This is a genomic window from Burkholderia vietnamiensis LMG 10929, from assembly GCF_000959445.1.
Lineage (GTDB): Bacteria > Pseudomonadota > Gammaproteobacteria > Burkholderiales > Burkholderiaceae > Burkholderia > Burkholderia vietnamiensis.
Genome location: NZ_CP009630.1, coordinates 1,466,609 through 1,482,660, shown reverse-complemented (window position 1 = coordinate 1,482,660; position 16,052 = coordinate 1,466,609). Strand labels below are relative to the sequence as shown.

At 69.6% G+C, this 16,052-nt stretch carries 13 protein-coding genes and 1 pseudogene; 6 read left to right on the top strand and 8 right to left on the bottom strand.

The genetic code is table 11. From position 1 onward, the window contains the following. Positions 1-5: 5 nt before the first annotated feature. Positions 6-1,085: pseudogene (locus AK36_RS06595) on the bottom strand (glycosyltransferase family 2 protein). A gap of 256 nt (positions 1,086-1,341) precedes the next feature. Here AK36_RS06595 and AK36_RS06590 point away from each other — a divergent pair. Next, positions 1,342-1,716: a phage protein NinX family protein gene (locus AK36_RS06590; protein WP_011881903.1), complete on the top strand. Its 375-nt coding sequence runs from the start codon at positions 1,342-1,344 to the stop codon at positions 1,714-1,716. Positions 1,717-1,732: 16 nt separating this feature from the next. Here AK36_RS06590 and AK36_RS06585 read toward each other — a convergent pair whose 3' ends face one another. Both AK36_RS06585 and AK36_RS06580 read right to left on the bottom strand, forming a co-directional pair. After that, positions 1,733-2,722, bottom strand: coding sequence for an ABC transporter substrate-binding protein (locus AK36_RS06585; protein ID WP_045578137.1), 990 nt, complete (start codon positions 2,720-2,722; stop codon positions 1,733-1,735). A 151-nt stretch (positions 2,723-2,873) separates the two neighbouring features. Beyond that, positions 2,874-3,752 carry a LysR family transcriptional regulator gene (locus AK36_RS06580; protein WP_045578136.1) on the bottom strand — a complete coding sequence of 293 codons (879 nt, stop codon included), beginning with the start codon at positions 3,750-3,752 and terminating at the stop codon, positions 2,874-2,876. Between the two features lie 100 nt (positions 3,753-3,852). Here AK36_RS06580 and AK36_RS06575 point away from each other — a divergent pair, with 100 nt between their 5' ends. Then, positions 3,853-5,427 carry an MFS transporter gene (locus AK36_RS06575; protein WP_045578135.1) on the top strand — a complete coding sequence of 525 codons (1,575 nt, stop codon included), beginning with the start codon at positions 3,853-3,855 and terminating at the stop codon, positions 5,425-5,427. 389 nt (positions 5,428-5,816) lie between these two features. Here the strand turns inward: AK36_RS06575 and AK36_RS06570 are convergent, their stop codons facing one another. Further along, positions 5,817-6,995 carry a LysR family transcriptional regulator gene (locus AK36_RS06570; protein WP_224383348.1) on the bottom strand — a complete coding sequence of 393 codons (1,179 nt, stop codon included), beginning with the start codon at positions 6,993-6,995 and terminating at the stop codon, positions 5,817-5,819. Positions 6,996-7,530: 535 nt separating this feature from the next. On the opposite strand from AK36_RS06570, the gene AK36_RS33675 reads away from it, so the two are divergent. Both AK36_RS33675 and AK36_RS06560 read left to right on the top strand, forming a co-directional pair. Beyond that, positions 7,531-7,821 carry a hypothetical protein gene (locus AK36_RS33675; protein WP_050781904.1) on the top strand — a complete coding sequence of 97 codons (291 nt, stop codon included), beginning with the start codon at positions 7,531-7,533 and terminating at the stop codon, positions 7,819-7,821. Positions 7,822-8,072: 251 nt separating this feature from the next. Then, a complete protein-coding gene (locus tag AK36_RS06560) occupies positions 8,073-8,627 on the top strand; it encodes a DUF3005 domain-containing protein (RefSeq protein ID WP_045578134.1) in 555 nt (184 codons plus the stop codon). Between the two features lie 51 nt (positions 8,628-8,678). Here AK36_RS06560 and AK36_RS06555 read toward each other — a convergent pair whose 3' ends face one another. Beyond that, a complete protein-coding gene (locus tag AK36_RS06555) occupies positions 8,679-9,443 on the bottom strand; it encodes a DUF4397 domain-containing protein (RefSeq protein WP_011881909.1) in 765 nt (254 codons plus the stop codon). Positions 9,444-10,314: 871 nt separating this feature from the next. Here AK36_RS06555 and AK36_RS06550 point away from each other — a divergent pair. Then, a complete protein-coding gene (locus tag AK36_RS06550) occupies positions 10,315-10,647 on the top strand; it encodes a hypothetical protein (RefSeq protein ID WP_034193802.1) in 333 nt (110 codons plus the stop codon). Between the two features lie 106 nt (positions 10,648-10,753). On the opposite strand, the gene mmsB is transcribed toward AK36_RS06550, so the two are convergent. The 3 genes from mmsB to AK36_RS06535 all read right to left on the bottom strand — a co-directional run bounded on the left by mmsB (position 10,754) and on the right by AK36_RS06535 (position 14,632). Further along, complete coding sequence (gene mmsB, locus AK36_RS06545) at positions 10,754-11,644, bottom strand: 3-hydroxyisobutyrate dehydrogenase (protein ID WP_011881913.1); 891 nt, start codon at positions 11,642-11,644, stop codon at positions 10,754-10,756. 14 nt (positions 11,645-11,658) lie between these two features. Then, positions 11,659-13,185, bottom strand: coding sequence for a CoA-acylating methylmalonate-semialdehyde dehydrogenase (locus AK36_RS06540; RefSeq protein WP_011881914.1), 1,527 nt, complete (start codon positions 13,183-13,185; stop codon positions 11,659-11,661). Between the two features lie 127 nt (positions 13,186-13,312). Continuing rightward, a complete protein-coding gene (locus AK36_RS06535; RefSeq protein WP_045578133.1) occupies positions 13,313-14,632 on the bottom strand; it encodes an MFS transporter in 1,320 nt (439 codons plus the stop codon). Positions 14,633-14,796: 164 nt separating this feature from the next. Here AK36_RS06535 and AK36_RS06530 point away from each other — a divergent pair, with 164 nt between their 5' ends. Continuing rightward, positions 14,797-15,756: a LysR family transcriptional regulator gene (locus AK36_RS06530; protein WP_034193805.1), complete on the top strand. Its 960-nt coding sequence runs from the start codon at positions 14,797-14,799 to the stop codon at positions 15,754-15,756. Positions 15,757-16,052: the final 296 nt, after the last annotated feature.

Here is a 16,052-nt window from a genome sequence, read left to right as displayed (position 1 = left end):
CCGTTCTACTTGAACGACGCCTTGCGCGCCGCGACGTTGCCGCCCGCGGGCATCGGCGTGCGGCGGCGCGCCGCGTGCGTGCGCTTGAGCGGGAATTGCAGCAGCGTCGACGCTGGCGCGCCGGCCGCATCGCGCTCGGCGCGATAGCGTCGCCGCACGAGATAGACGGGGCGCTGCTTCGATTCGTGATAGACGCGGCCGAGGTATTCGCCGATCACGCCGATGCCGATCAGCTGAATCCCGCCGACGAACAGCACGACCGAAATCAGCGACGGGTAGCCGTGCACCGGGTTCCCGTACAGCAGCGTCCGAACGACGATGAACGCGCCATACAGCAGCGACAGCAGCGCGAACGTGACGCCCACGTAAGTCCATACGCGCAGCGGCACCGTGCTGAAGCTGGTGATGCCTTCGAGCGCGAAATTCCAGCGCCGCCAGCCGGAAAACTTCGAGCGGCCGCCGCTGCGCGGCGCGCGCGTGTACTCGACGATCGCGGTGCGAAAGCCGACCCTCGCGAACAGCCCCTTCATGAAGCGCCGCCGCTCCGGCAGCGCGCGCAGCGCAGCGACGACCTCGCGGTCCATCAGCCGGAAATCGCCGACGTTCTCCGGCATCTCGACCTCGGACAGCGCGTTGTGGACGCGATAGTAGAGCGCGGCCGCGGCGCGCTGCAGGTACGGATCGCACATGCGGTCGGTGCGCTTCGCGGCGACGACTTCGGCGCCGTCGCGCCAGCGTTCGATCATGGCGGGAATCAGCGCGGGCGGGTCCTGCAGGTCGGCGTCGATCAGGATCACCGCGGCGCCGCGGCCGCTTCGTCGAGGCCCGCGGTGAGCGCGGCTTCCTTGCCGAAGCGGCGGGTGAGATCGACGACCCGCACGCGCGAGTCGGCGGCGGCGATCGCGAGCAGCCGCTCGAGCGTGCGATCGCGGCTGCCGTCGTTGACGCAGATGATTTCGAACTGCACGCCGTCGACCAGACGCGAGGATCGGCAGCGTTTCGGCAAAGCACGGGCCGATCGTTTCTTCTTCGTCATGAAACGGCACGACGAGCGAGAGCAGCGGTTTCCTGGCGTGCGTCGGCACGCTGCGGCTCCCCAGAGATCCGGCCGGTGCTGCACCGTGAGGTTCGAATCGATATCTGCCGAACGGGTCCGAGCGCGCGCATTCGGCTGCGACGCGGCGGCCCCCGCGGACCGGTCGACAGGTGTCGAGTTCATTGTAGGAAGGGTTCGCCGATTCGTAACATGTATCGGCGCAGGCGCAATGCGGCGCCTCGCGCTGCCCGGCGGCGGAGCGATCGGCGCTACGATGGGCACTTTCGATGCCGAAGGAGGTGGCGATGCAGGTTCAGGAGCTGACCGGCGCCGCGCTCGATTTCTGGGTGGCGATGGCCCAGGCGCTCGACGCGCCGCGGGTCGATGCTGCGCGCTGTACGGTGATTCGCGAGCCGGGCGGCGCGCCGGCGCCGTATGCGCCGTCGTCCGCATGGGCGGACGGCGGACCGCTGGTCGAGCGTCTGCCGTTCGGCGCGTTCGAGCGCGACGGCGGCCGCGGCGCGTGGCGCGCGGTGCTGCATCGGGCCGTGCCTGCGGCCGGCGAGCGCTGCACGTTCAACCAGTCGGGGCCGACGCTGCTGGTGGCCGCGATGCGCACGCTGGTCGCGTCGACGTTCGGCGACGACGTGCCGGATCTCGACATGTCGAGGCCGCGCTGAACGTACGAGAAGCCGGTTACGCCGCCGACAGGTTGCGCACCGCGATCGACGCGACGTCGATGCGCTTCGGCAGGATCGCATCGGCGGCCGCGCGATCGGCGACGCGCTGCAGCACGTCGATGTCCGTGCCGCTGACGTCGCGTTGCGCGAGCGGTGCCCGGCGCACGATGTCGATGGCCGCGTCGCGCGGCAGCCGCGTGACCGACGCATAGACGCTCGCGTAATCGGCCGGATGCGCGAGCGCCCACTGGCCGGCGCGCGCGAGCCGCGCGAGCACGTCGGCCAGCGCCGCGCGCTTGAGCCGGTCGTCGAGCGTGTCGACCGGCGACGTGAGGAACGCCAGCCCGGAATTGATGCCGCTGCCGTCGCGCACGACGCGCGCGCCGCGCTGCACCACGTGCCCGTAATACGGATCGAAGGTCGCCCAGATGCCGATCTGCTTCGCTTCGAACGCGGCGAACGCGTCGACCGGCAGCACGAAGCGCACGTCGACGTCGCGCGCCGCGAGGCCGTGTTCGCGCAGCGCGCCGTACAGCTGGTATTGCGAAATGCTGCCGCGCGCCGACGATACGACCACGGTGCGGCCCTTGAGGTCGGCGACGCTTCGCACCGGCGAATCGGGCTGCACGACGATGCCGAGCGACGTCGGCGAGCCGGCGCGCGTCGCGACGATGCGCAGCGCCGGATCGCCGAGCGCGGCCGTCAGCACGGGCAGGTCGCCGGCGGGCGCGAGATCGAGCGCGCCCGCGCGCTGTGCTTCGAACAGCGGCGCGGCGCCCTGGAAATTCGCCCAGCGAAACCGGTACGGCACGCCGTCGAGCACGCGCGCGGCTTCGGCCAGTGCGCGCAGCCCGCCGGCCTGATCGCCGAGCACCAGCGTCACGTTCGACAGGTTGGCGCCGGCCGCGCACGCGGGGAATGCGGCGGCGCCGGCGAACGGTGCGGCGGCCAGCGCGCTCGCGCGCAGCAGCGCGCGGCGACGGGCCGGGGAGGCGGGCGAAGTCATCGGTATGCAATCCTCGGTAATCCGCGCGGCATGCACGGCTGACCGGCAGATTACGGAATCGGTTTCGCCGCGGCAAACATCGAATCGCGCAATGCTTATTCGCGCGAGAGCGGTGGCGCGCGGTGACGAGCCCGGCCGCCGCGGCGCGTGCTCAGCCTGCCGCGGTGACGGTGCGCAGGAACGCGCGGACCGCGGGCGCCTTCTCGAAGCGGCGATGCGCGAGCGCGAGCTCCGACGTGATCGGCTTGCCGGCGAGCGGCCGGTATACGACGCCGGGCAGCGCCACGCAGCCGGCCAGCGCGTCCGGGATCACCGCGACGCAGCCGTTCACCGACACGCACGCGAGCACCGCGAGCAAGCCGCCCGGCCGCGCGTCGATCACCGGAGCGAAGCGGCCGCGCCGTGCGACTTCGAGCGTGCCGCCCTCCTGTTCGGGCACCGCGAAGCGCGCATCGGCAAGGTCGGCCGCGCGCAACGTCGGCATCGACGCATAGCGCGAGTCGGCCGGCACGGCGGCGACGAACACGTCGCGTTGCAGCGTCACGGTCCGCACGCCGCCCGGCAGCGGCAACGGCGGGCGTACGTATGCGAGGTCGAGCCGGCCGGCGTCGAGCTGCTTCGCGACGTCGTCCATCGGCACCTCGCGCAGGTTCAGGTCGATGCGCGGATGCGACGCGCGGAATGCGCCGACCGTGCGCTGCAGCGTGCCCGAATAGACGGCCGACGACACATAGCCGATCTCGATCCGGCCGACTTCGCCGCGCTCGGCCCGCAGCGCGAGCTCATGGCCGCGCTGCAGATGCTCGAACGCGGCGCGCGCGTCGGCGCCGAACGCCTCGCCGGCCGCCGTCAGCGTGACCGCGCGCCGCGAGCGGTCGAACAGCCGCACGCCGAGCAGCCGCTCGGCTTCCTGGATCTGTCGCGTGAGCGCGGGCGGGGCCATGTCGAGCGCGTCGGCCGCGCGTGCGAAATGCAGGTGCTCCGCGACGGCGAGGAACGCGCGGACATGGCGGAATTCGAGCGGATTCATGATTGCAATTTTCGTCAATCAAATGGCTCCGGTGTGTCAATGACGGGCAATGTGGGGCAAGCCTAGCATACGCGTCGTTGATCCCGTTCCGGAGCGCTCGATGCCGCAGCCGTCCCCCGTTTCCCCCATGTCCTCCGTTTCCCGCTCGGGCGGCGGCGCTGGCGCGCCTGCCGCCGCGACGCTCGCGGTTGCGTCCGCGACGTGCTCGCTGATCGTGCTCGACACGAACGTCGTGGCCGTATCGCTGCCGAGCATCGCGCGCGGCTTTCATGCGAGCTTCGCCGAGATCGAGTGGGTCGTCAGCGCCTACATGACCGCGTTCGCCGCGTGCCTGTTGCCGGCCGGCGGCCTCGCCGATCGCTTCGGGCGCAAGCGCATGCTGGCAGCCGGCCTCGCGTTGTTCGCGCTCGCATCGCTTGGGTGCGGCCTCGCCCCGTCGGCGGCGTGGCTGATCGCCGCGCGCGCCGTGAAGGGCGGTGGGGCCGCGATGCTGCTGACCGCTGCACTGGCGGTCATCGCGAACCGTTTCCCGGACGGACGCGAACGCGCGCGAGCGTGGGCGATCTGGGGGATGTGCATGGGCATCGCGACGGCGCTCGCGCCGCTCATCGGCGGGGCGATCACGCAATGGATCGGCTGGCGCTGGGTGTTCCTGCTGAACCTGCCCGCGTGTGCATTGCTCGCGGCAGGCGTGCGCGCGGCGATCGCGGAGTCGCGCGATCCGCATGCGACGCGCGTGGACGCGCCGGGCAGCCTGCTGTTCGGTGCGGCGCTCGCGTGCGCGATCGCGGCGCTGATCGGCGCGCCGTCGCACGGCTGGCTGACCGGCGCGACGCTCGGCCGCCTCGGGCTCGCCGCCGCGCTGTCGACCGCGTTCGTCGCCGTCGAGCGCCGCCACGCGCGGCCGATGGTCGACCTCGCGCTGTTCGGGCAGCCGCGCTTCGTCGGCGCGGTCGTCGCGATGTTCGGCTATGCGGCGTGCGCGCAAGTGATGATGACGTTCCTGCCGCTGTATCTGCAGAACGCGTTCGGGATGTCGGCGATCGACGCGGGGCTCGGCATGCTGCCGTTCGCGCTGGCGATGATCGTCGGGCCGTCGCTCGGCGCGAAGCTGGCCGCGCGCATGTCGTCCGGCGGCGTGCTGGCGGGCGGCCTCGCGCTGATCGGCGTCGGCAATCTTGCGACTGCGCTGCTGACGGCCGGCGCCGACTACCGGCTCGTTGCGCTCGGCATCTGCGTGACGGGCTGCGGCGCGGGCATCATGAACGGCGACACGCAGAAGGCGATCATCGCGTGCGTGCCGCGGAACCGCACGGGCATGGCATCGGGCATCAGCACGACCACGCGCTTCTCGGCGATCGTGACGGCGGTGGGCGTGCTCGGGGCGGTGCTGGCCGGCAGTACGCACGCGCAGCTCGTGCGACGGCTGTCCGCGATGCCGGACGTACGCGCGTTCGTCGATGCGCGGTTCATGTCGAGCCTGCTGGCCGGCGATCTTGCGCAGGCGCTCGGACGCCTGCCGCCGACGGCCGCGCGTGTGCTGCACGATGTCGCACCGGTGGCGTTCGCGGCCGGGTTTTCGACGGCGCTGACGGTGAGCGGTGTGCTCGCGCTGGTTGGCGCTGCGGTTGCATATTGGTTGCTCGTGCAACCGATGCGCGATGTGGGTATGTGATGGGGCGGTTCTGGCTGGGTGATGTGGCGGGGTGGCGTGGCGGTACGTTGCGTGCGGCGGCCGCAGTTGCGTTTCATGTTCGGTCGGGCTGCTCGTGAAGTCGTTTGATGGGGCGATGCGCAGGTGGTCAAATCGCGCGTCCGCGCGTGGCTATGTGGCATTGCGGTGCGTGCAGCGGCCCCGGCTGCGTCGCGTTGGACCAAGCTGCTCGCGAAGTCGTTCGATGCGCCGATGCACGACGCCTCCGTCATCGTACGGCGCAGCATTTGCATCGGTGATGGCGCCGCGCCGCGCGGACATCGCAGTCGCGTTCGTGGCGATGTCAGTCTTTACCGAGCGTTCGACCGCTGCCGCACGCGACGCCACGCACGCGCGTCGGCACACCGGCCTCAGCGCGCCTTCATCGCGATCCGATGGGCGCGCGTCGCGCGTGCGGCGCTCGGCTGCGGTGTCGCGTCGCACTGCGTCGGTTGCCTGCGTCGACCGCGCCGCGCGGATTCGGCCGCCGCGCCGGCGAGCGGTGCGGCGATGGACGTCGGCGCACGCGCGGCGACGGCCGTGACGGCCGGCAGCGCGGATTCTGCGTCGAGCCATGCGCGCGTCGCTTCGACGATCAGCCCGCGCAGCCAGCGTACCGCGTCCGCGCAGGCGCCGGTTTCGTCCCAGGCGAGCCGGTACGTGATGTCGGGTGGTTGAGCCGGCAGCGCAACGATGCCCAGCGGCAACAGCTTCGCGTAGTGGCTCGCGAGCCGGTAGGTCGTGGTCAGGACCAGATCGGAGCGCACCAGCGCATGGGCGGCGAGTTCGAAATGCGGCAGCGTGACGACGATCCGCCGTCGCAGCCCGACGCGTTGCAGCTGACGATCGATCGCGCCGGACGCCTCCAGCCACGACGGCGTCGGACACAACTGCGGCGCCTGCGCGAATTCTTCCGCGGTCATCGCGCCGCGGCGCGCGAGCGGATGCGTCGCGCGCATCACGCAGACGATGCGGTCGTCGAACAGCGCGTCGTGCCGGAACCGCGCCGGGTGCGCCGGGCGGTTGTCGATCACGACGTCCAGCGCGCCGTCCGCGAGTGCGCGCTGCGCATCGAAGCCGTCGCCGAGCGGATGAAACACGAGCTGCGCGTCGGGCGCGCGTTCGCGGAACAGTGCGACGAGCTTCGGCACGAACAGCACGTTCAGGTAGTCCGGGCAGCCGATCCGATAGGTTCGCACCGACGTGCGTGCGGCGAAGCGCGGCTGCTGGCTCCGAATGAAGTCGATCACCCGCAGCGCGTTGCGCAGCGGATCGATCAGCCGCGCGCCGAACTCCGTCGGCACCATCCCGTACCGACTGCGCACCAGCAGCGGATCGCCGAGCAGCGTGCGCAGGCGCTTGAGCGCGGCGCTCGTCGCGGGCTGCGACATGTTCAGCCGCACCGCCGCGCGCGACACGGTGCGCTCGGTGAGCAGCACGAGCAGGATGCGCATCAGCCGCGCGTCGAGCAGGTCGAGCGCGCCGCCTGCATCGCGGGTGTCGGCGATGGCGCCGTGCCGTGCCGGTGGGTTGCGCATGTCGCTATCCATGTCGCTATCCGTTCACGCGGTGCGTCGGCGTTCGACGGTGCGCCAGCCGCCGAAGCTGCACCGGCAGTCGACAGGCCGTCCGCGCGACATCGATGCGTGGCTGCGGCACGCCGCGATTCACGGCCGCTCGCGTAGTGGTAGCAGCGATCCGCCCCGCATCTGCGTTCGGCCATTCGGCGGCCGGCTCGCTGCCGGCGTCGGGTTTTCTCCGCATGCGTGAGCCGCCGCAAACCGCATGCGCATGCTCGCGCGTCGCCGCAAGCCTGGCGCGGCGTTCGATCGCTTCGACGCGGGTTTGCGGTCGCACGCGTTGTCTCCTTCCATGGCCGCGGCGTGCGCCGTGCGTGCAGCGCGGGCGGACCGCCGTGGACGTCATATGTCCCATTCGTCCGCGAGTATGGGCGGCCGTCGCCGCGATGGGAAATTAAATATTCGGCAGGCCGCCATTCAAAAAACGAATGAGGCGCAGCGGTGACGGCACGCGAATTGCGAACGGGTCGGTTCCATCCATTCATCGACATCAAGCGGAGGTGTCATGCAGCGATATTCCATTCGTCACGTATCGCGGGCCGTCTTCGCCGGCATCCTGATCGCCGGCCTGGCGGCGGGGGCAGGCTGTCAGAAGAAGAGCGAAACCGACACGGGCGCCGGCGCCACGTCGGACGCGAGCGCCGTGGGCGGCATGTCGCCCGCGCCATCGACCGCACCGTCGGGCACGCCGAGCAGCGGCGCGGCGGGCGCCGACAGCGGCACGGCCGGCACCACCGGCGGCGCGGCCAGCATGCCGGGCGCGGCGTCGGGGACGACGGGCGCGAGCGGCGGCTGATCGCGCCTCGCGGGGCGGCGCCGGGCGGCACGTGCAGCACCGCCCGCGCTGCGCCGCCGCAATGGCGGAGCCAGGCGGCACGCGCGCTCTCGGGCGCGCGGCCGCGCTACGCGTGTGTGAAAGATTTGCAAGGACCGTTGTAGCGATTCCCGGCGCCGATGGCGCTCGTCACGCGGCCGATCGCAGCCGCCGGCTGACGACGGCGGCGGCCCGTCCGGACCGCGCTGCAAGGTCCCGAACAAGGAGGTGCGATGCAGAACGCGGAATCGAACCCAACCCCGCAACAGCAGCGGGAACAGATCAAGCAGAGCCCGGTGAAGACGCCCGCGGCCGGTGGCGACATGCCGGATGCGGCGACCCAGGCTGCCGAAGTGGCCAAACGGCCGCAAACGCCCGAATCGGTCGCGGGCAAAACGCCGACCGGCCTGCCGGACATCGACGTCGACGCGCATGCGGTCGACAGCGGCGACCCGGTGCGCCGCGCAGCCAGCCGGATCGTGACGATCGACAACGCGAACATGGCGGCCACCGACAACACGGTCGACGTCGACGGCAAGGGCATGGAGGCGCGCACCGGCGCCGATGAATGGCACGACAACGTGATCTATTCGAACGCGTCGCTCGACAACGCGGTGAACACGCCGGCCGACGGCCTCGGCGGCTTCGAAAGCCGTCCGGGCGGCAACATGCCGCTGATCGCCGCGCGGCCCGGCTGGCAGGTCACGTACGTCGGCGACGTCGTGACCGAGCATGGCGCCGGCGCACGCGTCGAGCATGTGATTCGTTTCGAGCGCACCGGCAACTGACGGCGCGCCCGTCACGCGGCGGACCGCCGAACGGCGATCCGCCGCCATCATTTACTGCGGGCCGAGCTCCTGCGCCGACGTATCCGCATCGTTGCCCTGGGCGACGAGCACGTGGATGTCGTTCGGCGTCACGTCACCGATACCGCCCGACGGGATCGTCACGAGCAGCCAGTCGGCGTTGTTGTTGATCGTCACCGGCGGAGTCGTCAGGATCGGCGATTTGCTGCCGGCAGTCGTGACGATCACCTGATAGCTGCCGCCGTTCAGATAGATCGAGTCCTGGCCCGTGGCAGGCGCCGCGTTCTGGTACGCCGCGCCGGAGAGCGTCGGGCTCTGCGTGTTGATGTCCGTCCCCGGCGGCACGACGTAGACGTCCACGTTCTGCGCGTTCGGCGACGCATTGAAGGCGCGTACGCGCGCCTTGTCCGACAGCAGGCCCTTGTCATACGGATCGTCGATCACCGAGATCGGCGACGACGTGCTGGGCAGCGCGACGGTCGTGTAGTGGTGGCCGTTGGCCGCGCTGAACGATTGCGACGCGACGGTGGCGTTGGTGCCCGAAATGTCGTAACTGGCGTTCTGCGTGCCCGAGTCGATGTCGTGATAACGGGTCACGCCCTTGTACGCGACGCCGGACGCATCGACTTTCGCGTTCAGGTAGTAGTCGAGGTTCGGGCCGGCCGGCACCGCGTTGATGAAGCGTGCCTGCGGCTTCGAGATGCCGAGCACGGTGCCGACGTCGTTGCCGTCTCCACCGCATGCCGTGAGCATGGTGATGACCGAGCACAGCGCCACTATCGTTCGAATGGATTTCATGTCGTCCTCTCGTTCAGGAGTTACCTGCTGGCGATGCGGTGTCGCCGCGCGGAGCATCGCGCGGGACGCAGCGCCTGGATTGAAGAATGATTGCTGTCCGCCAGAGCGGCGGCGCATGGATGCCGCAACGCGCGTGCCCGCACGGCGAGATGCGCGCGATCGCGCCGACGGTGGGAGCGTTGCGCACGACGCGCGATGCGCGTGATGCGCGTGATGCGCGAGCGCGCGATTCGCGGCACACGTTTGTAAAAAGAGCGATTCGGCGCCCTACGAGATGACGCTCTCATCGCGGCCGAATCCGCACATGCAGGAAAAGCGTTTAAAACGCAACGCGATTCATGAGAGCAATGCGCGTGGACGTAGTCGATGGCTACTTCTTGTTGGTTGCGTACGCATCGATCTGATTGGAGCAAACCATTGATGATGAGCGGTCCGCTGGACACGGGAGTTCGATGCGCATCCGCCGACGCACACGCGACATGCGGGCGACCTCAGCGGCGCTCGACATGCTGAACACGCTCGGGGCGCTGCACCTCCGACCGAATACCCGCGCATCGGAGCATCGTGCTCCATGCATGAACCTATGCATGTCCTGCCGAGCGATCGGCAGTGCATCGAGCAGCGCGCACAGTTTCAGGTCGCCATGCGCCGCGCGCCGACGACTCCGCAAGCAACCGTCGACTCGCACAAACACCACGCGCCACGGCAACGACACAGCGCGTCCCGGGCGGCGCCACCCGCCGAGCGCCCAGCGATCGTTTAACCAGCCGAAACAATCTGTTCACTGAAAAGGGCATGATCTTCGGCGATCATGCAGGCATACTGTCGCCCATGTTGTCCGATGCCGTCGAATCGACGCGCGCTTGCCCTCATGTCCATCCCAGTACTTTTTCCATCCCTGCGATGGTTGACCATCGCGGCGGCTGCATGCTTGCTCGCCGCGTGCTCGACCGCCTCCGACGTGACCACGACGTCGAACCCGAACGTCTTCACCGTGACGACGCGCACGCTCGGCGTGTCGACGACGTGGGCCGACGCCCATGAAAAAGCCGTCAGCGAAGCGACCAGCTACTGCACGCAGCGCGGTATGCGCGCGAGCCTGAAGCAGGAGTCGCTGACCGGCGGCCGCCGCGTCGACGCGCGCTCGGAGCTGGCCTTCGAGTGCCATCCGACCTTCGAGACGGCGTCGAACCCGCGCAGCTGAGCATCGCGTCACCCGCACGACTGCGGCGATCCGCCGTGCAATCCGCGCTACCGGCCCGCGCCGCCGTCTACCGGCGGCGCGGGCCGTGCCGCGCGCATCTGGCGCGTCACGCCGGCTGCGCGTCGTACAGCTTCACGCAAGCGGAGAAATCGAGCGCGCCGAGCCCGTGCTGGCTCATCGACTGATACAGCTGCTGCGCGAGCGCGCCCATCCACACCGGCTGGCGCGCATGGCGCGCGGCTTCGGTCGCGAGGCCGAGGTCCTTGAGCATCAGGTTCGCGGCAAAGCCGCCCGCATAGCCGCGCGCGGCGGGCGCCGCATCGTTCACGCCGGGGTAGGGGTTGCAGGTTTCCGAACTCCAGCAGCGGCCGGTCGACGTGTTGATGATGCCGGCCAGCACGACCGGATCGATGCCGAGCGCCGCGCCGAGCGCCATCGCTTCCGACACGCCCATCATCGAGATTCCGAGCAGCAGGTTGTTGCAGATCTTCGCGATCTGGCCGGTGCCCGTGCCGCCGCAATGCACGACGTTCTTGCCCATGTCGAGCAGCAACGGGCGAATACGCGCGAACAGCGCCGCCTCCGCGCCGACCATGAAGGTCAGCGTGCCGGCCTGCGCGCCGCCCGTGCCGCCCGATACTGGCGCATCGGCGAACGCGAAGTTGCGCTGCGCGGCCGCGTCGGCGATGGCGCGCACGGTGTCCGGGTCGATCGTGCTGCAGTCGACGAAGGTCGCGCCGGCGCGAGCGCCGGCCAGCACGCCGTCATCGCCGAGATAGACGGCGCGCACATGCTGCGCGGCCGGCAGCATCGTGACGACCAGCGACGCGCGCGCGGCCGCGTCGCGCGGCGACCCGGCCACCGTCGCGCCGGCGCGCACTGCCGCGTCGAGCGCGTGCGCGTCCAGGTCGAACACCGTCAGCGCATGGCCGGCGGCGAGCAGGTTGGCGGCCATGGGGCCGCCCATGTTGCCGAGCCCGATGAATGCGATATCCATGGTCATGCTCCCGTTCAGCGCAATGCGATCGTGGTGTTCACGCCGCCGGCCGTCGCGTCGTCGTCGAACCAGCGCGCGGTGACCGTCTTGGTCTGCGTGTAGAACTGCACGACCTGCTTGCCGTACGGGCCGAGATCGCCGAGCTTCGAGCCGCGCGAGCCGGTGAAGCTGAAGTAGGGCACCGGCACCGGGATCGGGATGTTGATGCCGACCTGGCCGACGTCGATCTCGCTCTGGAACTTGCGCGCGGCCGCGCCGCTTTGCGTGAAGAGGCCCACGCCGTTGCCCATCGGGTTCGCGTTGACGAGCGCGATGGCTTCGTCGAGCGTGTCGACTTCCATCACGACCACCACCGGGCCGAAGATTTCTTCGCGGTAGATCGTCATGTCGGTCGTTACGCCCGAGAACAACGTCGGGCCGACGAAGTTGCCCTGCTCGTAGCCGCGCACCGTCACGTCGCGGCCGTCGAGCTCGAGCTTCGCGCCTTCCTTGACGCCCGCGTCGATCAGCGACAGGATGCGCGCCTTCGCGCTGCGCGACACCACCGGTCCGACGTCGGTGCCTGCCTCCGAGCCCGCGTTGACCTTCAGCGTCTTCGCCTTTTCCACCAGCTCGGGCAGCCAGTCGCGCGCGCTGCCGACCAGCACGACCACCGACGTCGCCATGCAGCGCTGGCCGGCCGCGCCGAAGCCTGCGCCGACCAGCGCGTTTATCGTTTGCTCGCGATGCGCATCGGGCAGCACGACCGCGTGATTCTTCGCGCCCATCATCGACTGCACACGTTTGCCGTGCTGGCTGCCGAGGTTGTACACGTGCGTGCCGACGCGCGTCGAGCCGACGAACGAGATCGCCTTGATGTCGGGATGCGTGCAGAGCCGGTCGACCACGTCCTTGCCGCCGTGCACGACGTTGAGCACGCCCTTCGGCACGCCGGCCTCGATCGCCAGCTCGACCAGTTCCATCGTCGACAGCGGGTCCTGTTCGGACGGCTTCAGCACGAACGTGTTGCCGCACACGATCGCCATCGGGAACATCCACAGCGGGATCATCGCCGGGAAGTTGAACGGCGTGATGCCGGCGCAGACGCCGATCGGCTGGCGCAGCGTGTAGGTGTCGACGCCGCCCGCGACGTTCTCGGCGAATTCGCCGAGCTGCAGCGTGCCGATCGAGCAGGCATGCTCGACCACTTCGAGCCCTCGGAAGATGTCGCCTTGCGCGTCGGGCAGCGTCTTGCCCTGCTCGGCGGTCAGCGTGTGCGCGATCCGCTCGAGATTGCGGCGCACGAGCTCCTGGAACTTCAGCATGATGCGCAGGCGCGTGCCGATCGACGTCGTCTTCCACGTCTGAAACGCGCGCTGCGCGGCGGCGATCGCGGCATCGACCTCGTGGGGCGTCGCGTACGGCACGCGGCCGATCGTTTGCTGCGTGGCAGGGTTCACGATGTCGCCCCATTCGGCGCTGCGCGATTCGACGAAGGCGCCGTCGATCAGCAGCTTGGCGGTGGGCAGCGCGAGGGTGGTCTGGGGAACTGCTGCGTTCATGTCACTCTCCGGAGAAACGGTGTGGGTGCGGGAAAAATGGTCGCCCCGCGTCCGCCGCGCATGCAGCGGCGGCGAACGTGAGGTCGAACGGAAAAAGGGATTGCGGTGCAGCGTTGGGCGGCGCGGCTTACGCCCGGGCCGGACGCATGAGCGCGGTGCACAGCAGCGCGAACGCGCCGAAGCCGACGAGATACGCGATCACGTAGTGCGGCTGGCCGCCGCCGGCCTTGAGCAGCGACGTCGCGATCATCGGCGCGAAGCCGCCGCCGATCACGCCGGCCAGCTGCACCGACAGCGAAATGCCGCTGTAGCGGATTTCCGCGGGAAACTGCTGCGCGAACAGCAGCGACTCGGGCGCATACAGAATCGGGAACACGACGCCGAGGCCGAGCACGATCGCCCACCACGCATACGAGGTCTGCTGCGTGCCGAGCAGCATGAAGAACGGCGCGGCGAACGCGCACATCAGCACGAGGCCGAGCGCGAACATCCGGCGCTGGCCGATGCGGTCGCCGAGATGGCCGCACAACGGCATCGTGACGAGCGACAGCGCGGCGCCTGCCGTGATCGCGTGCAGCATCTCGGCCTTCGGCAGGTGCAGCTGCTGCGTCGCATAGGCGAGCGAGAACGTGACGACCATGTAGAACCACGTGTTTTCGGCCGCACGCGCGCCGACGATCGTCAGCACCTCGCGCGGATGGCGGCGCAGCGCGGCCGTCACCGGCGACTTCTCGGCCTTGCCCTGACGCCGCACGTTCTCGAAGTCGGGCGACTCCGGCACCTTCGCACGGATGAACCAGCCGAGGCCGACCAGCGCGATGCTCGCGAGGAACGGCACGCGCCAGCCCCACGACAGCATGTCGGCTTCGGGCAGCGCGGCTACCGCGGCCATCGCGACAGACGACAGGATCAGTCCGAGCCCGACGCCGGTCTGCGGCAGGCTGCCGAACAGCCCCTTGCGGCCCTTCGGTGCGTGCTCGACGGCCATCAGCACCGCGCCACCCCATTCGCCGCCGACGGCCATCCCTTGCAGGAAGCGCATGGCGATCAGCAGCGCGGCGGCCCAGTAGCCGATGTGCTCGTACGACGGGATCAGCCCGATGATCATGCTCGGCACGCCCATCAGCAGCAGCGTGATCATCAGCATCGACTTGCGGCCGATGCGATCGCCGAAGTGGCCGAACACGATGCCGCCCATCGGCCGGCCGATGAAGCCGACCGCGAACGTGCCGAATGCGGCGAGCGTGCCGACGACCGGATCGAGCGACGGGAAGAAGATGCGGTTGAACACGAGCGCGGCGGCGGTGCCGTACAGGAAGAAGTCGTACCACTCGATCGTGGTGCCGGCCATGCTGGCCCAACCGGCCAGCAGATAGTGCTTCGCGGTGCGGGCGGGCGCCGGCGCCGCGACGGCCGCGTGCTCATCGAGGGTGGATCGGGTCTGCATGGTGTCTCCTGATTTTGTTGCCCGCGGCTCATGGTCCGCAGGTCACGGTCGAGTATAGTTATGCGCAGATCCATGATGTACCGACAAGAAATCCGGTTGGTTATGCATTTCTGCATATCGACGGCCGGCCCGGAGACACCCGCCTTTCCCTGCCTTTCGCACCGATGCGACCATCCACCGAGCCGGCTTCCGGCAGCCTGAACTGGGACGACCTGCGCTTTTTCCTCGAAGTCGCGCGCACGCAGCGCGCGAGCGGGGCGGCCAAGCGGCTGGGCGTCGACTACACGACCGTGGCGCGCCGCATTCGCGCGCTCGAAACCGCGATGGGCACGCTGCTGTTCGACAAGTCGCGCTCGGGCGGCTTCACGCTGACGGCCGAGGGGCAGCGGCTCGTCGCGTATGCGGACGCGATGGAGACGACTGTGCAATCCGCCTGCGATCAGCTCGCCAATACCGGCCACGCGCTGTCGGGCCATGTGCGGATCGGCTCGACCGAAGGCTTCGGCTGCTTTTTCCTCGCGCCGCAGCTTGCGCAGTTCCGCGTCGCGCATCCGCACGTGACGGTCGATCTGCTGCCCGTCCCGCACTTCGTCAATCTGCCCAAGCGCGAAGCCGATCTGGCGATCACACTCGAGCGGCCGGAGCGCGGCCCTTACGTCGTCACGAAGCTATGTGACTATCAGCTGCGGCTCTATGCGACGCGCGACTATCTCGCGAACCATCCGCCGATCGCGAGCACCGACGACCTCGCGCAGCATGCGTTCATCAGCTACGTCGACGATCTCGCGTTCAGCAGCGAATTGCTGTACCTGGAGCGCGCGGTGCCGGGCGCGACGGCCGGGCTGCGCACCACGAGCGTGATCGCACAGGTGTTCGCGGCGCTGCAGGGCGGCGCGCTCGCGATCCTGCCGTGCTTCATGGCCGCCACGCAGCCGGCGCTGGTGCCGGTGTTGCCGCACGACGTGGTGGTCACGCGCTGTTTCTGGCTGACCTGTCGCGAAGATCTGCGCAAGCTGCGGCGCGTAACCGCCTTGTGGGATTACCTGCGCGCGGCCGCCGAGCTCAATCGCGCGTTGCTGATGGGGGAGTCGGCGCAGTTGCGCTTCGTCGGCGATCCGCCGTGACGCGGTGCCGGGCGGCCGGCGCGGCGCATGCCCGCGCGCGACGGCGCAGCGTCGGGAAACGGTTCCACAGGCAGGCGCCATGGGCGTGCGCGCGCGTGAATCGTCGGATAAATCGGGGCGCCGTTGGGGCCGCGTGGATTGACTGAGCGTAAGCCCCGATGCGAGCGAGAGTACTGTTTTGTATGGATTGGTGTTAAATGTAAGGGCGTGCGCGCTCGGGGCGGGCACGAAAGGGGACGCACCGCGGGGCCTGTCGACGCGGGGCGATAAAGAGTGCACATAAAACCAACGAATCG

Bases quoted from the DNA above. Each gene is read 5' to 3' on its own strand.
- AK36_RS06560 (WP_045578134.1), top strand. From the start codon at position 8,073: ATGCAGAACGCGGAATCGAACCCAACCCCGCAACAGCAGCGGGAACAG.
- AK36_RS06555 (WP_011881909.1), bottom strand. From the start codon at position 9,443: ATGAAATCCATTCGAACGATAGTGGCGCTGTGCTCGGTCATCACCATG.
- AK36_RS06590 (WP_011881903.1), top strand. From the start codon at position 1,342: ATGCAGGTTCAGGAGCTGACCGGCGCCGCGCTCGATTTCTGGGTGGCG.
- AK36_RS06550 (WP_034193802.1), top strand. From the start codon at position 10,315: ATGTCCATCCCAGTACTTTTTCCATCCCTGCGATGGTTGACCATCGCG.
- AK36_RS06535 (WP_045578133.1), bottom strand. From the start codon at position 14,632: ATGCAGACCCGATCCACCCTCGATGAGCACGCGGCCGTCGCGGCGCCG.
- AK36_RS06585 (WP_045578137.1), bottom strand. From the start codon at position 2,722: ATGACTTCGCCCGCCTCCCCGGCCCGTCGCCGCGCGCTGCTGCGCGCG.
- mmsB (WP_011881913.1), bottom strand. From the start codon at position 11,644: ATGGATATCGCATTCATCGGGCTCGGCAACATGGGCGGCCCCATGGCC.
- AK36_RS06570 (WP_224383348.1), bottom strand. From the start codon at position 6,995: ATGGATAGCGACATGCGCAACCCACCGGCACGGCACGGCGCCATCGCC.
- AK36_RS06540 (WP_011881914.1), bottom strand. From the start codon at position 13,185: ATGAACGCAGCAGTTCCCCAGACCACCCTCGCGCTGCCCACCGCCAAG.
- AK36_RS06530 (WP_034193805.1), top strand. From the start codon at position 14,797: ATGCGACCATCCACCGAGCCGGCTTCCGGCAGCCTGAACTGGGACGAC.
- AK36_RS06580 (WP_045578136.1), bottom strand. From the start codon at position 3,752: ATGAATCCGCTCGAATTCCGCCATGTCCGCGCGTTCCTCGCCGTCGCG.
- AK36_RS06575 (WP_045578135.1), top strand. From the start codon at position 3,853: ATGCCGCAGCCGTCCCCCGTTTCCCCCATGTCCTCCGTTTCCCGCTCG.
- AK36_RS33675 (WP_050781904.1), top strand. From the start codon at position 7,531: ATGCAGCGATATTCCATTCGTCACGTATCGCGGGCCGTCTTCGCCGGC.